Raw genomic sequence first — 17,924 nt, 5'->3', positions numbered from 1 at the left:
GTTTTTTCGTACTGAGATACGCTGTCGTGAATCCGTGGGGCAGATGCCGGCGGCCCTTGATCAGGGCTTCACGAGGAAGAAGGCACGGAAAGGCTGACTGAGCTGGCTCTGAGTGACATCCACGCCTGTGGTGGAGTCGATCCAGCGTGGAGCTGTTTCGGTGCTCTGATAATAGTGGCGCTGGTAGCCGGAAGCTCCTGGAGTTTCATCACCGAGCCAGAGGTGGAAGCGGTCTGCGGTGCTCTCTGTGGTAGATGCGTGGTAGCCTGCGGCGGTATCGAGACCGAGTGTGGCGGGGCTTTGAGCTAGCGGGGTGCCGGAGGCGATGAGTTGGGAGCCGCTGCGAGGTTGTAGAGCCATCTTATAGCCACGCACCTCTCCCATGAGCGGCAGTGTGACGCTCTGAGTGCGGGGGTGGACCAGGATACCCTCATCTGGACGCAGAGGTGTGGAGCCCACATCTGCGAGTGTGGCATCTCCACGGCGGACCCAGCGCGGACCCTCTGGAGCGGCGTAGAGCCAGATGATACGGAAGGCGCTGCCGTCGTAGCAGAGGATGCGATCTGCGTTCTCTTGTGCATTGGATGCCTGGAAGGCTGTGACGGGCAACAGCTCGCGCAGCGTCCAATGCGGGCGGATGCTGATCTGCGTGGCGGCAGCTGGAGCAACGCCGCTTTCAAAGATGAGCATTTCGGCGGTGCTAGCGACTTCATCGATTTCATAGCGTTTGCCTGCGTCTGTGCCGCTGGTGACTTCTGCATAGTAGGTGTGGCCAGACTTCAGTGCAGAGCCCGTGGCACTGGAGGTGCTGCCAGTATAGACGGCGGGACGCAGTAGGGGCATGGAGAAGGTCTGTGCAGAGGCGGCAAAGGTGTGCAGGTGCCAGCCGAGTACTGGGGTGGTAGCGGTCTGCTCTGGCTGACCATTGAGATCGGCATCGAGCACGATGGCGAGGCGGATGAAGGGCTGTGTGAGAGCGGGATAGCGCAGCGTCTCAGTGCCATCAGCATGGGTAGTGACTGTGGCGGCGATTTGTAGGCGGGTCCAGCTTTGCAGATCGGAGCTGCCTTCGAGACGATAGGTGATGTCGCGGTGGCCGCTGATGTCACGATGGAGCACGGCGCTGAAGGTCTGAGTGGCCTGATCAGGCTGCAACCAGAAGCAAGGTGCGTCTGCACGGCCAGGTGTGGTGCCGAGTGCGTATTCGATGAGGCTGGAGTAGGCATCGCCATCGTTATCCGCGCCATTCGGATAGGCGGCTTGCCATTCGACAAAGGTGTCTGGCGTGATGCTCTGACGGAAGTCGATGCCAGTGACGGCCTGACCACCCATGCTGACGCTGGTGCAGAAGAGATCGCCGCCATCGGTGTCGTAAGTGGCCTCTGCTCCGGGCTGGAGGCTCTGGATGACGAGGTAGTCGCCCGGTGGGACGAGATCGAACTGGTACTGGCCACCAGAATCAGTGGTAGTGGTGCCAGTGGCCGCCATTTCCCCAGAATCGAGAGTGCCGCTGCTGTTGGTATCCGTATAAAGAATGACCTGGATGCCAGAGAGTGGCTCGGTGGGAGTGGTGCTCGTGTCGAGGCTGCTGAGCTCACGACGGACAGTGCCAGAGAGCGGTGCGGCAGCGACAGGGACGGTGTAGAGACCTAGATCGAGGGTGAGATTCACACTGGAGTCAGATGCGTCATCGCTGGTGGCTAAGTGACCGGTTTCACCAGAGGCAGCTGTGGGGGCTGCATTGGTGGCGAGTGTGAAGTCGCCCGTGCGGACACCGAAGACGATCGCCTTGCTGGTGGGGAGGAGGTTCTGATCTGCATCGTCATCGAGATCACTGACCGGGCCAGGGACAGGTGCCAGAGTGGGTGCGAGGCCTGTGAGCACAGTAGAGAAGTCCGATGGTGGGATATGGAGGAAGTAGGTGCCAGGAGCGACGCAGAGGCTGTAGTGACCACCACCGGAGGTGAGTGTGGATGCCACGGGTAGATCGACCAGCGGATCACTGCCGGCGGCAAAGAGCCTCACGCTCACGCCATCGAGCGGCTGGTCCCCTGTGTTGTAGTAACCGTTGTGATCGACATCATTGAAGACGAGATTTCCGACACAGACGGTAGCGGCGAGTGCGAAGTCGATGGTGTTGTTGCTGTTCGGGTCGGTGTCTCCGTCATTGATAGGCTCTGCATCGATGACGAGTGCGATCACGGGGCTGAAGAGCGGAGTGGCAGCACCACCGGGCTGTGAGCCATCGTTGTTGTTGTCAATGTCATCATCCGCAGTGGATGGTGTGCCGCTCGTGGCTGAGTAGCTGGCTGGCGGTGTCACTTTGACGAAGTAGGAGCCGGGTTCGAGGCCTGAGAAGGAATAGAGGCCAGTCGAGTCGGTGGTGATGTTTGCTCCGATTTGAGTGTCCGCATTGGAGCCGCTGCCGCCGGGGGCATTGTCTGCGCCTGGGGTAAAGAGCTGCACGATGGCTCCGGCCACACCGGGCTCACCAGTTTGCCATGTGCCGTCAATGTTTTGATCATGGAAGACAAAATTGCCGAGGCGCAGACCGCCGACGTCGATGGTGTACACCTTGCTGCCGGGGCATCCTGCGCTGTCGGTGGCAAGGACGGTGAAGGTGACATCATTCGCTGGCGCAGATGGGATACCACTGAGCTGACCGGTGGAGCTGTCGATCGACATCCAGGCTGGTGCACTACTGAGGGAGTAGGTATAGCCGCCGCTGCCGCCACTGGCTGTGACCTGGGTGCCGGGCAGGGTGTTGTAATTGATGTCAGCAGAAGCATTCGGCAACGTCGCAGGCGTCCAAGTGAGCACCGGGCACACGCGGTAGGAGACCGTCTTATCCGTGCTACATGCCTGATAAGGTGTGGCGAGAGTAGCTCGGACGGTAAGAGTATGCAGACCCACGGCGACACTGTTAGTGACGGAGAGTTTACCATCATTAGAACCGATGGAGAAACCTGTAGGCGGTGTGACGAGGCTCCAAGTGACTCCGATGCCATTGCTGACCGAGGCGCTGAAGCCGGTGCTCTGCGTGTAAGCAGTGCCGACGGTGCTCATCATCGCTGTGCCATCCTGGATGACGATGCTCGGGCAGGTGATGGCAAAACTGATGTCGATAAAGCCTGAGCAACCGGTCTGATTGGTCGCTGTGAAGCGATAGGAGGTGAGTGAGCTAGGCACCCGCGGTGTGCCGGAGAGAGAGCCGCTGGGCGAGAGGGTCAAACCATTCGGCAGTGCCGGAGAGACACTCCAGGTATAGTTTTGCGACAGAGGTGCTGCTCCTGTGGTAGTGGCCTCAAATTGGATGCTCGGGTAAAGCGTGCCGACGATGCCATTGGGGAGCGAATTGGTCGTCACGTTGACAGAAGGGCATGAAATAGTGACAGGGATGACCTGGGACGCGTTGCAGTTGTCTGCGTCTGTGACTTGGACGGTCACAGTGTTGTAGGTGCCCGGATTGGCCGTGGGTGTGCCATAGAGCTGGCCTGTGGAGCTGAGGCTCAGACCCGCTGGCAGATTGGACGCGGACCAGGACAGGGGTGCCTTGGCATTGGAGACGAGGAACTGAACATCACTGATGGTGGCATATTGAGTGAATGGGCCAGCGCTACTGGGGGAAATGGTCATCGTCGCGCAATCGACATTGATGACGAAATTCGCGCTGGTGCCTGTGCAGCCATTTGAATCGGTGGCGGTGATGGTGACAGTGCGGCTCTGACCTGCGATGGTGGGTGTGCCTGAAATGACGCCGCCAGTGTGCGTGAGGCCATCTGGTAGTGTGCCATTGAGTGCGTAAGTGTAGGTGCCCACACCGCCAGTGGCAGTGAAGGTCACATTCGTCATCGGTGTGTTGCGATTGAGATTGAGCGGATTGGATGCGGTGGTGGCGACATTGATCGTAGGACAAACGACATTGATAAAGTGGTCCTCAACCTCACCATAAACAGGAGTAGCAGGATTGGAGCTAAATGTGGGCAGGGAAGTGCTAGCACCGATACGTAACCGCACTTTTTTGGGTCCAAGAGTGACGTTGGTAGAAGGCGTGACGGGGACGAGCAAGGTGCCCCCAGTGAGGATGTCGGAGAGGGTGAATGTCTCACCAGCTTCCATGAGGTTATTGCCACTCCAGTCGATGAAGACACGCAGATTGGCCTCTGAGGCTCCCAGAGCGGCTAGGTTGAGTGTGACTGGGATGGAGAGATTCGTGGTGCCGGTGGCGGGGATGCTTGCTAAGGCCAAATCTTCGTCATCGAGGCGACCTCCTGCGGTGGAGTCGTCCGCATCGCCATTGCCCGTGGAGGGGGCTGATGATTCAGCATCTGTAATGCTTGTCCCCAGGAAAATATGTGGGCTTACGAGGTTATAGACACCTGGGAAGGCTGGATGATCTCCATAGTCCGTCGAGACGGGCACTGGCTGATAGCGGCGTGAGCCTGTGCAGCCTCCTGTGCTGGCATCTGTCGCTGTGATGGTGAAATCCAGCGCAGTAGCATCAGGGGGCGTGCCACTGAGGGTGGCGGTAGCGGCGTTCCAGGTAGCCCAGACTGGGATGGAGCCTGCGGAAACACTGAAAGTGTAGGTGCCGCTGCCCCCCGTCGCTGTGAAGGTCCGGCTAAAGGGCACATTGACGAAGATGGTGGGCATCGTCACCGGATTGACCGTGATGGCTGGACATAGAATGGTCAATGTTAGCTGCACACTATTTGAGCAGCCAAACTGATTCGTGACACTAAAGGTGTAAGTCGTGGGAGCTGAAGCAACGGAAGGTGTACCGCTTATTTCGCCGCCAGCACTGAAAGTAAGGCCCGCTGGCAATGCTGGAGTCACACTCCAAGTATAAGTTTGTGTGGGTTGTCCAGGTCCTTCCGTAGTGGCATTCAGATAATATGATCCATAAGATGATCCCGCAGTGCCATTTGGCAGACTGGAGGTAGTCACCGTGATTTTAGGGCATTCCAGAGTGATTTGAGTTTCTGTCAGGTTGTTGGTGAGATCCGCCTCTTGGCGTTCATTGCTGATTTGAGCTTGCAGCGAGTAGGTGCCCAGAGGTGTGCCTGGAGAAACTGTGGCGAGAATGGTGATCGTGCTGCCTCCGAGAACAGGAGGGCTGCCCAGATTCCAAGTGAGCTCTTGCCCAGAAATAGAATCAGGACTCAGAGATGCGGAGACAAAGGTGAAGCCAGGGGGGAGTGTGCTATTGAGCACAGCATTGACGGCGTCTTCGGGACCGTTGACATTCCAGTCCAAAGTGAACTCGACGGTTTGCCCGTAGTGTGCTGTCGGCGTGTTCACAGAGCTGGTCACCACCACATCCGTGCATAGTAGCCCGATGTTGGCGGAGGAGGAGTTATTGTCAGGGTTTGTATCAGGAGTGAGGGATTCTATTTGGGCGGTATTGATCACTTCCTTCAAGCCCTCTGGTGCAGGTTCATTCACAGTGACCTGGAACGTTATCGCACGGCTTTCTGTAGAATCGTAGGTGATGTCCCAGCCATTGATCACAGGTGCGATGGAGCTGCTGGTGCTGCTTAGTTCGGCACGCACGATCAGCACGTTCTCACTTGCATCGATATAACTGACATCAATGGGGCCAGAAGTCATCGGTGATGGGCCGAAATGCATCTTGTCGCCTGCCGCATTGTAAATGGACCAGACGATCGAGGTGCCAGGAGGTACAGTCTGATCGACTGTGAAATTCATCCATTTTCCAAGCGCATTGGCAGTGACTATCTTTTCATAGGTGCCGCTGGAGTAGTAGCCATAAGGTGTGGTATTGGCGATCCAGACGGCTCCTCGAGCTGTGCCGCCATCTGCATGGATAGGTGCGCCACCAGCGATCTCTGGGCGGCCATCTCCGTCGATGTCGCCCACATTACCCACGGCATGGCCGAAGAGGTCGCCAACAGCGAGCTGGGAGGACATGGATGCGGCGGCGGCACTAGTCTTGCGCCAAGAGGCAGCTGTGCCGTCTGCATTCAAATTCAGCAACCAGAGTGCGCCGCGATTACTGCCGGTGCCGCCAACGGGGACATCATCATCGTTTTTCGCACCTACGAGCAGATCGGCTAGGCCATCACCATTGAGATCCCCCATGGAGGTCATGGAGCATCCGAAGAAGTCGCTAGCATCCAAAGTGCCGCTAAATCCTCCTGTTGTAGAGCTGATTTTCTGGAGACTGCCGACGCCAGCCTTGTTGTTGAGTAGGCAGACGTAAAGAGCACCACGGTTGGTTCCGCCATCGTCATCTTGCTCTGCGCCGAGGGCGATGTCTTGATAGCCATCTCCATTTAGATCCCCCAAGGAAGCCACACTGCAACCGAGGCGATCCCCGTTGTCGAGTAGTCCTGTTGGGAAACTAGATAGGCCCTCGGCGATTTTATTGTAGCCATTGACAGTGCCATCGTTTTTCAGGGACAAGACGTATGCCGCGCCACGATCTGTTCCGCCGGTATCATCGCCATACGCCGAAGCGAGCAGTTCTGGCACGCCGTCGTTGTTTAAGTCAGGTAAGGCAGCCAGAGAATACCCGAAATTATCAGAGTCGGTCAACGTGGTGAACCCTCCCGAGGTGCTGGAGATTTTGACTTGATCAATGACTTTGGCTTTCGAGTCGATGAAGAGAATCCACACGGCACCCCGGTTACTATTGGCTGCACCATCGTCGTCATTATAGGCACCTACGGCTAGTGCTGTAGTGCCATCTCCACGGATGTCCCCCAGTGCTGCCAGTGAGCAACCGAAGCGGTCATTTGCAAGCAAGGTGCCCCCAAAACCTCCGTCGCCCAGCGTGATGCGTTGAATAGCTGTGATCGTGCGGTTTTCCCCCATGAGTAAGATATAGACCGCGCCGTATTGCACCCCAGATACCATCTCCTTCCAGGCACCGATGGCGATGTCGTTATAACCGTCACCATTGATGTCGCCAATGCCTGTCACGGCACTGCCGAACTCTTCGCTGTTGTTGAGATTAATACCCAGATCTGGGTGTTGTGAGCTAGCGATCTTGGTCACGGGTGAGTCCATGATCTCAGCGCTCGCTGGCGGAGAAGTGAGTGTGCCGGCTTGGACATGCGATCCGTTGATCGTGCAGGGTAAAGCTTTGTTTTGCTGGAGGTAGAGTTCCCAGATGGCTCCTCGATTGGAGCCTCCATCATCGTCCTGTGGAGCGCCGCCGATGATATCTGGATACCCATCTCCATTGAGATCAGTGGAGACGGCGACTCCAAAGCCAAAATTGTCCGAGGAATCGAGCCCAGCGAGTGAAGGCTGTGTAGCAGCGCTGAGCTTGATCATGCTCATGGGCAGCATGTCACGGCCCATGTGGACAATGTAGGCAGCGCCAGCAAAAGGCCGCGTCCCGACGGGTGCACCGTCATCGCCATAAGCTCCTACCACGAGGTCAGCGATGCCATCTTGGTTAAAATCCACTCCACCAGCCAGAGCTGTCCCAAATCGTGAGGCGCGAGCAACCACCCCGCCGAAAATGCTCTCCGTGCCGTCGAAGAGGGTGCTGGACTGCGGTTTTCCATCCGTATTGAGACTGTAGATCTGGACAGAAGATCCACGAGTGGTGTCCCGCACTGCTCCCACGGCGAGGTCAAGCATGCCGTCTCCATTCACGTCACCGATGCCGGTTACGGCGGTGCCGAACAAATCAGGCAAGCCGGTATCCTCATTCAATTGAAGCCATTTTAACACCGTGCCATCATGGTTGGTCTTCATGAGCAGGATGTAGGCGCTTCCACTGCCTTCTACGGGAGCTCCCACGACGAGATCAGGCACGCCATCCAGATTGATGTCACCGAGGAGATCGACAGCAGCACCAAAACGCATGCCACTGGTGAAACTGCCATCAAATCCGCCTACGTTTTCAGTGATTTGTTGGGAGGCTTTGACTGTGCCGTCCGCATTGAGGAACAATACATGGAGCACACCGATGGTGGTCTGTTGTGGTGCACCCACTGCGATGTCAGGAACTCCGTCTTTATCGAAATCTCCGATACCTGTCACACTGGTGCCAAACTGTGCCCCTATCGGGATGCTGCCACCTGGTAGGCCGCCTGCTTTTTCACTGATGAGCACATGGGAACGGATAGTGCCATCCGCATTGCGGAAGAGGATGAACACGGCACCCGTGGCACCAGAGCCAGAGTCGTACAGATAGCTTCCCACGGCTAAATCCAGGATGCCGTCCTGGTCCACATCGCCGATCACAGCCACATCGCTGCCGAAGCGTGCAAGATTATTCAGCGTCGCGGAGAAGTTGCCCACTGTCTGACTGATTTTCGCTGTGGTATCCGCTTGCATGCCGTAGCAGCGTAGTCGCTCACCCACATAAGCGCCCGGTCCTGGCATCCAGGGCCAAGTTATTTCAATCGCACCTACTCTGCCGTTGGCTCCTTTGCTCACAAGATTCACGATGCCTCCATCCTCCACGCCACGGATACTACCAGGCACGAAGGTGGTTCCTTCTGGAATGGCATCGCTGATCTTGACGAACGCAGCACCGCTATCGCCAATGTTACCGTAGTTCAGTGTGTATTCGATCCGTTTCCCAGCTTCACTGCTTTTGGTGCTGCCGTTTTCGATATTCATCACACTTTTCTCCAGATAAATATCGGGTCCCTTTGCGATACGAATCTCGACAACTTGATTGGATTTACATCCCTCAGCATCCTTTACAAACACCGTGGCATAATAGGTGCCCACGTCTGCGATTGGTGTGCCAGAGAGCAGGCCCGTTGTTTCGTCGATCATCAGTCCATCGGGTAGATCCGAGCCTGACCAAGAAAGCGGAGGCACGGCGTTGGTCACCTGGAACTGAATGCCTGCCACAGGCTGACCTTGAACAAATGGGCCAGCCCATTGCGGGGTGATCTGCATCGTGGGGCAGTCCACATTGATGGTGAAGTCGTTACTAAGCCCAGAGCAGCCATTAGGTAAGGTTGCGGTCACTCTGAAGGTGCTGCTGCCAATAGCCGTGGGAGTGCCTGTGATACTGACACTAGCGTCTGGAGTGCTGTTATTGAATGAAAGCCCATCCGGCAGGGAGCCATTGAGAGTCCAGTTGTAGTTGGAAGCACCTCCACCAGAGGCGGAGAAGGTGAGTGTGCTCATCGCGACACCACGCGTGATTGCCATCGGGGAAGCCGTCGCGGTGGTGATGGTGATCGCGGAACATCCTGGAGTGATCGTGTAGGTGCGCTGGCCCGTGCAGCCATTGCCATCCGTGGCGGTGACGGTGAGGGTGACGGGTGACGTATTGGGCGGAGTGCCGGAGAGAGCACCGTTGGAGGCGAGTGTGAGCCATCCGCCGATAGGCTGGGCGGAGGCAGTGGAGTAAGTGACGGTGCCGCCGGTGGAGTTGGAGACGGTGATGGTGTCAGAGTAAGGAGAGCCGACTACTGGGATGAGATTGATGGCATTGAGAGCGAGGACAGGGCAGACGCGGAAGCTGAACGTTTGATCATTCGAGCAGGAGATGAAGCTGGCAGCGGTGGCACGCACGGTGACACTGTAAACACCCGCAGTGAGAGCGTTGCTGACGCTAAGCCTGCCATCCGTGCTGCCGATGGAGAAGCCTACAGGAGGGGAAACGAGTGACCAAGAGTAGCCACCTGTGAGAGAGCTAGAGGCGCTGAATCCGGTGTCCTGCGTGTAACTGGATCCCTCAATGCTCTGCATCGCCACACCGCCAGAGATGGTAATCACGGGGCAAACCACTGCGACGGAGCGAGTGACGCTACCGGTGCAGCCGTTCGCATCGATGGCGCTGATGGTAAAGCTCACTGCGGCGGCGCTAGCGAGCGGTGTACCGCTGAGTTGGCCATTGTTGTCGATGGAGAGCCAAGCTGGAGCTCCAGTGAGAGAGTAGCTAGTGATGGAGCCGCTTCCCGTAGCGGTCACGAGAGTCGATGGATCGGTGAAATTGCTGCCGACAACGGCATCTGGCAGTGACGCCGGTGTCCAGGTGAAAACTGGGCAAACGCGGAAGTTCACGGCTTTATCCACAAAGCACGCTGTGTAAGGTGTGATGAGGCGTGCACGGACTGTGAGGGGATAAAGCCCAGTGGTGACGGTGTTGGCTACGGTCAGTTTACCGTCAGTGGTGTCGATGGAGAACCCTGCTGGAGGAGACACTAAGGACCAGCTCACTCCGACGCCATTGCTGACGGATGCGCTGAAGCCTGTGGACTGTGTGTATGTGGTGCCAGCCTCACTTAGCATCGCGACGCCGTCGTTTATGACCATCGAGGGGCAAACTGGGGCGATGGAATAGGAAAAAAGAGCGCTGGTGCAGCCATTAGCATCGGTAGCGGTGAGATTGATCGTGCGGCCGATCGTCTGTCTGGGTGCGCCGGAGAGTGTGGCGGTGGTATTGGTAACCGCAGGCGTGAAGAGCATGCCGCTGGGCAGGGTATTGGCTTGCGTCCATGTGTAGGGACCCGTGCCGCCGCTGGCAGTGAAGGTAATCGTCGTATTCGTGCCGATGACTGGCGTGGCGACACTTGGCACATCCGGTGTGATGGTGATGATGGGACAAACCCGGAAGGATACAGACTTTGTCTGTGAGCACATCGCATAAGGTGCCACCAAAGTCGATCGCACAGTCAAAGAGTAAACGTTCGCAGCGACGGCGCTCGTCACACTTAGCTTACCATCAGCACTGTTGATGCTGAATCCTGCGGGTGGACTATCGAGGCTCCAAGTGGTCGAAATGCCATTGCTGACCGAGGCACTGAACCCTGTCGCTTGCGTGTAAGCGGTGCCAGTGATGCTCTGCATGGCTGCTCCATCGGTGATGGTGATCGTGGGGCACAGAACTCGCAGATCGACATCTAGGAAACCGGTGCAGGCATTCGGATTGCTCGCCGTGAAGCGGTAGCTCGCAATAGCCACTGGGGTAGTGGGTATGCCTGTGAGCAAGCCAGAGGCGTTGAGGCTCAAACCAGCAGGCAGAGCCGGGGAGACACTCCAGGTGTAAGTCTGCACGCCGACTCCCGCTGTGCTAGCGGTGAACTGCACACCTGTGTAAGGAGAGCCGACGATGCCATCGGCCAAGGTGACAGCTCCGACAGTGACCGCAGGGCAGGTGATGGTGATGGGCACCACGCGTGAAGAGGTGCAGTTGTCCGCATCGGTGACTTGGACGGTGGCTGTGTTGTAAGTGGCCGGTGCAGCCGTGGGGATGCCATCGAGGACACCATCGGTGCTCAGAGTGAGGCCAGCGGGTAGATTGGTGGCACTCCAGGAGAGAGGAGCCTTGGCATTGGTGACGCTGAAGGTGACATTGGTGATGTCTGCGTATTGCGTGAAGGGTCCAGCGCTGCTGGGGGTGATGGTCATCGTCGGGCAATCGACATTGATGATGAAATTTGCGCTAGTTCCAGTGCATCCATTGGAATCGGTGGCGGAGATGGTGATAGTGCGGCTCTGGCCTGCGATGGTGGGCGTGCCGGAGATGACCCCGCCTGACTGCGTGAGTCCGTCAGGCAAAGTGCCATTGAGTGTATAGGTGTAGGTGCCACTTCCTCCAGAGGCGGTGAAGGTCACATTCGTCATCGCTGTGCTGCGAGTGAGGTTGAGAGGGCTAGTGGCCGTGGTGGAGACTGCAAGGCTGGGGCAGACCACATTGATGTAGTGATCCTCTACTTCGCCGCGCACACCGGTGACACTGGTGTTCCATGTGGGGGCCGTAGTGCCTTCCGCAATACGAACACGCACCTTTTTTAGACCAGTAGTGACTGTCGCAGGTGGAATGACGGAGACTGTCTTGATTCCGCCTGTCGTGATATTTCCCTGAGTAAAGGTCTCCCCTGCGTCGATGGAGTCGTTTCCATTCCAATCCACAAAGACGCTTAAATTGGCCTCCGTGGCACCGAGAGCGGCCAAATTCAGCGTCACAGGTATGGAGATCGGAGTGGAGCCTACGGCTGGAATGTTTGGCAGGCTCAAATCCTCGTCATCGACACCACCAGAGGCTGTGGAGTCATCTGCATCCGCGTTTCCAGTGGTAGGATAAAGTGCCTCCGCATCGGGCGTGATGGACCCGATGTAAATATTCGAGCTAGCGACGTTTCCAACGAGTGGCCAGGTGGCGTGGTCACCGTAATCCATCGCTGCGACAACGGTGATGAAGTGGTCTTCGATTTCTCCGAGTCGAGTCGGTGTCGATGCATTGTAGGTGACATTGTTGCCGGTTTCCTGAATTCGAAGGCGCAGACGCTTGGTGCCTGGAAGAGTGCCATACGGCGGCGTGAAGCTGAAAGTGTAGTCTCGTGAGGTATCGAGAATCTGCTGAGCCAGTGTAGCATTGGGAGCTGTGGCAGGATCTTCATCCCAATCCACAAAGCCGCGAATTCGACCTGTGCTGCCACTGAGGAGCGCGATATTCGTGGGGACTGTTACTGCCGCAGTGAGCGTGTTTTGAGTGCCCAGGTAGATCTGTGTCGGCATGGCGATGTCTTCGTCATCCGCATTTGTTCCGTCATCGGTGTCGCCGATGGAGAAGGCGTTTTCAGCATCGGGAAGGAAGGCTCCCATGTAGAGGAGGTTGGAGGCTTTATTGACGCCATCGGCGGCGTTGATCGTGACGAGGTCGTCACCACGCTCGGTGCTCACAGGCACCGGTTGGTAAAGGCGTGATCCGGTGCATGAAGCGCTATCAGTTGCCGTGATGGTGAAATCGAGCGCGGAGCCATCCTGCGGTGTGCCTGAGAGGGTGCCTGTGGCGGCATTCCACGTCGCCCAGGCAGGTATGCTGCCAGCAGTCACACTGTAGGAGTAGCTGCCCGTGCCACCACTGGCAGTGAAAACTTGTGTAAAGGGTGCTCCGACAAAGATTGTCTGCATTGTTGGCGGATTCACCGTGATCGCAGGGCAGCCTGGTGTGAGTGTGTAGGTGCGTGAGCCTTGGCAGCCATTCGCATCCGTGGCGATGATGGTGAAGTTCAAGACCCCTGAAGTCGGCGTGCCGGAGAGGCTATCACCCGTACGTGTGAGCCAGCCCGTTGGCAATGTGCCCGCATCCGAATAGGTGTAGGGGCCAGTGCCGCCAGAAGCACTCAATGTATGCGTGTAGGGCGAGCCGATGATGGGAGTGGTCAAGTCGCCCAAGCTGATGGCGGGGCAAACGCGGAAGGAGACCGTCTTATTTTGGTAACAGGCCTGATAAGGGGAGGCGAGCGTAGCACGCACGGTTAGAGTGTAGAGGCTAGCTGTCGTACCTGCTGCAATGGAGATTTTCCCATCCGCAGAGCCAATGGAGAATCCCGCTGGGGGAGTGATCAGACTCCAAGTAACAGCACGACCATTGGAGACACTCGCGGTGAAACCCGTGAGTTGCGTAAATGGCAGCGGTTGCTGTGCCGTCAATGATGAGCCGTCCGTAATGGTGATCGCGGGGCAAAGAACGTCGATGATGTCTGTGTAGGTGCCTGTGCAGCCATAGGCGTCTGTGGCTGTGACAGTCACGTTGATGCCGGTTGCCGTGGTCGTCGGTGTGCCAGAGAGTTGACCACTAGCATTCACAGAAAGCCATGATGGGCCTGTGGTGATGGTATAGGAGCTGATCGCCGCATTGCTGGTGGCTGTGAGTAAAGTGGCAACAGAAGAGTAATTACTGCCTACCACAGCATCTGGCAGACTCGCGGGTGTCCAGGTAAAGACGGGACAGACACGGTAGCTGACGGCTTTAGTCTGTGAGCAGGCCGTATAGGGTGCCACTAGGGTCGCACGGACAGTCAGTGAGTAGAGTCCAGTGGCCACGGCCGAGGTCACACTTAGCTTGCCATCAGCAGGTCCGATGGAGAATCCAGCGGGTGGAGATACCAGACTCCAGGTTGTCGCGATTCCGTTGCTTACCAAAGCGCTAAAACCGGTCGTTTGCGTGTAAGCGGTGCCAGTGATGCTCTGCATGGCTGCACCATCAGTGATGGTGATCGTAGGGCATAGAACACGCAGATCGACATCGCGGAAACCGGTGCAGGCATTCGGATTGCTCGCCGTGAAGCGATAGGTCGCATTGCCCACTGGTGTGCTTGGCGTGCCAGTGATCAATCCGCCAGTGCTTAGGCTCAAACCAGCAGGCAGAGCCGGGGAGACACTCCAGGTGTAAGTCTGCACTCCAGCGCCCGCCGTGCTGGCTGTGAGCTGTACATTCGTGTAGGCGGTGCCGACGATGCCATCGGCCAAGGTGAAGGCTCCGACAGTGACCGCAGGGCAGGTGATGGTGATGGGCACGACGCGTGAAGAGGTGCAGTTATCAGCATCGGTGACTTGGATGGTGACCGTGTTGTAAGTAGCCGGTGCAGCAGTCGGGATTCCATCCAGAACCCCTGCCGTGCTTAAAGTGAGGCCAGCGGGTAGATTGGTGGCACTCCAGGAGAGAGGAGCCTTGGCATTGGTGACGCTGAAGGTGACATTGGTGATGTCTGCGTATTGCGTGAAGGGTCCAGCGCTGCTGGGGGTGATGGTCATCGTCGGGCAATCGACGTTGATGGTGAAGTTTGCACTCGTGCCGACGCAACCACCTGCTGTGGTCGCTGTGAGTGTGAAGGTGCGGCTCTCCACATCATCTGGCGTGCCCGTGATGGTCACGGAGGCAGCCGGAGTGGAGTAATTGAGGGTCAAACCGGATGGCAGTGTGCCATTGAGGCTCCAGATGTAGGTGGAGGCACCACCACCAGTGGCGGAGAAGGTGAGAGTGCTCATCGCGGTGCCACGCGTGAGTGCCATCGGGGAGGCGGTAGCGGTAGTAACAGTGATCGCGGGGCACCCAGGAGTGATCGTGTAGGTGCGCTGGCCGGTGCAGCCATTGCCATCAGTAGCGGTGACGGTGAAGGTGACGGGGGTCGTATTGGGCGGCGTGCCAGAGAGAGCACCGTTGGAGGCGAGTGTGAGCCATCCGCCGATAGGCTGAGCGGAGGCGGTGGAGAAAGTGACGGTGCCGCCAGTGGAGTTGGAGACCGTGATGGTGTCGGAGTAAGGAGAGCCGACTGGCGGAGTGAGATTGATATTATTGAGAGCGAGGACGGGGCAGACACGGAAAGTATAGTCCGGTGACTTTTCCATAAAGCAGCTGTTGTATGGAGCAACGAGCGTGGCGCGAATTTTCAAAGAATAGAGTCCGACGGGCACTGTACTTGCCACGGTGATTTTGCCATTAAGCGGATCGATGGAGAAGCCCGCAGGAGCTCCAAATAGATTCCAAGTGACTCCAATACCATTGCTAACCAAAGCCGTGGCACCGACATCTTGCGTATAGGCTGTGCCAACAGTAACTTGCGAGGCTGAGCCATAAGTGAGGGTGATCGCGGGGCAGGTGATATTGAAGGTATAGGCTTTGCTGCTGGAGCAGCCTTTCGTGTCGGTAGCGATGATGGTGACGCCTACACCCGTGGCGGAGGCGGTGGGTGTGCCTGCGAGCTGACCTGAAGCGCTGTTAATGCTCATCCAGGCGGGGAAGCCTGCTGCAAGCGAGTATGTGTAGGATCCGATGCCGCCGGTAGCTGTCACCGCAGTGCCGCCGATGGTGTTGTAGTTCGTGCCGACGATCGCATTGGGCAGAGTTGCTCCTGCTGGGCTGAAAGTGCCCGCTGGGCATGCACGGAGGCCTATATCGAGCGTTTTTTCGTCGTTGCCGATGCCGGAGGGCTGCTCGGCACCGGACGTGAGGGTCAGGGTGGTCGAGACGATGGCGGTGCTCTGAGCTCCGGTCTGCACGCCGTTGTTGTCATTGTTGATGCTGTTGTCGAGCGTGACGGAATTGATCGCCACGAGTGGTGCGCTGCTCGGAGGCGTGGGGAGACGCACTTTGTAACTGCCTGGAGTGTAGATGCGGAAGAGATACTGCCCGGAGGCGTTCGGATTGGTGCTAGTAATGATCGTGTTGGCATTATCAAGTAGCTCAACATTGAGCGTAGTCAGGCCACTCACTGCATCCGTGCCGCTGTCGAAGAGACCGTTACCATTGCTATCGATGAAGATCTGATCACCGAGGCACAGGCCACTCCAGAGACCAAAGTCGATGGTGTACTCGGTGTCAGGATTGGTATCACCATCCGTGATGGACTCGGTGCCGTAGGCCAGAGCGATCATGGGCGAGCGGATTTGCGTGCCTGGACCACTTGGCTGGATGCCGTTGTTGTCGTTGTTCTCGCGGTTATCGGCGGTGTCAGGCGTGCCGCCAGTTTTTTGGATGGTGGAAGGAGTGAACTGTACGTAATAATTACCCGGAGCGAGGCTGCCAAAGCTGTAATTATTCACCGCAGCAGCGGTGGTGGCAGTCGTGGTGATGAGAATGTCATCTCCATCTCCGACAGTGACGTTGGTGGATTTGTACAAGCTGATGCCAGAGATGCTGCCCGCACCGAAGTGTGCCTCACCAGCGTCTTTGATACCGTTGTTGTTCGCATCATCCCAGATGCTGCCACCGAGAGTGAGTGCATTGGGCGGAGTGATTTCGCAGAGGGCGACATAGTCAGCCGCCAGCGGATTGGTAGCTGTACCACCGCTGAGGACGAAGTTCGCACTGTCGATCTGGGCGATAGTGGCTGCGGGATTGATGCGGAATGTGTACCGATATTGCCGCCAGGTAGGCTGTGCGGTATTGGCTGTTGCCAGTGTCCAATTCGTGCTCGTGTAATCCGCGCTGGTAAAGTTTGGCACGGGTGTGCCCGTCAGCTCGGACTGCGGCACGGTGTAGTACTGGTAGAAGCCAGGGGTTGCTCCGCCGATGATCTGGAAAATCTGTCCGCTAGCTGCTCCTAGATCCCAAATGACACTCGCATTGGCTGCGCTCGCATTCGCGGCCCACACACTGAGCTCATACGTCTTTCCAGCAGTGAGCTGCGAGCTCCATCCACCACTCACGGGTCGCAGACTGACACAGGCGCTGGTATTTTGGAACAGCAGCATGCGCCGTCCGTGGCGTGCTTTGCCCGCTTCGATCCATGAAACCGTACCTGTGTTGTTACCGGGCAGAACTTGAACATTTTGAATGGGCTCACCGAGTCCAGAGCTGCCATTCACATTGCCGATCCATTGCAAAGCATTGATTCCAGCTCCAAAACTCGTTGAGGTGCCATTGTAGCCGAGGACAGCCATCGCTGTGCCCGTCGCATTCGGCGTGCCGTCGAATTCAAAGCTTGGATTGGCGAACAAATTGGCCGCGTAGCACGGATCGAGGTTTGCAAAGCCAAAATCGACGGTGCTGTCCGTATTGGCATCATCGCCATCGACTCCACTGGCTGGCTCTGCACCGCTGGTGAGTGTGATGACTGGCGAAAAGACCTCTGTGCCACTGCCACCGGGCTGAATCGCATTGGAGTCATTATTTTGGCCATTGTCAGCTGGATCACCATTGGCGCTCACCTGTGGGTAAAAGGCAGGTGGAGCGGGAATCCGAACGTAGTAGGTATAAGGAGCCAGACCCGTGAAGGCATAAGCGCCATTCCAGTCCGTCTGAATGTCAGCGCCCACTTTCACATCATCACCGCCTCCTCGCAGACCGTCAGCCCCCGTGCTCCAGAGCTGCACCGTGATGCCAGGGATGCCACTTTCCGTGCTCTGGCGGATGCCATCATTATTCATGTCCACAAAGACGAGATTTCCGATCCCAGCAGCATTCGTATCGAGTGTGTAGGTGCGTGTGCCCGTGCAACCATTCGCATCCGTGGCGATCACAGCGAAAGTTTGAGCGCCGGAGCTGGTAGGCGGCGTGCCACCGAGCTGGCCACCACTGGTGATCGTAAGCCAGGCAGGTGGTGTCGGCGAGGCCGCGAGTGCGAACGTGTAACTGGGCGTGCCTCCTGCGGCGCTGATAAGCGTGCCTGGTAGCGTGTTATAATTCACCCCCACCTGGGCTGCGGGCACAGTTGCCGGAGAAAGCGTGATCACTGGGCATATCTGGATGC

1 protein-coding gene is annotated in these 17,924 nt (G+C 57.4%); it reads right to left on the bottom strand.

Annotation, left to right across the window (positions count from 1 at the left end; translation table 11 throughout):
* Positions 1-60: 60 nt before the first annotated feature.
* Positions 61-17,883 (bottom strand): putative Ig domain-containing protein, encoded by a 17,823-nt coding sequence (locus IPK32_11720; GenBank protein MBK8092618.1) that lies wholly within the window; start codon positions 17,881-17,883, stop codon positions 61-63.
* Between the last annotated feature and the right edge of the window lie 41 nt (positions 17,884-17,924).

It is taken from the genome of Verrucomicrobiaceae bacterium, from assembly GCA_016713035.1.
Lineage (GTDB): Bacteria > Verrucomicrobiota > Verrucomicrobiia > Verrucomicrobiales > Verrucomicrobiaceae > Prosthecobacter.
This window is presented reverse-complemented; position numbering and strand designations above follow the sequence as displayed.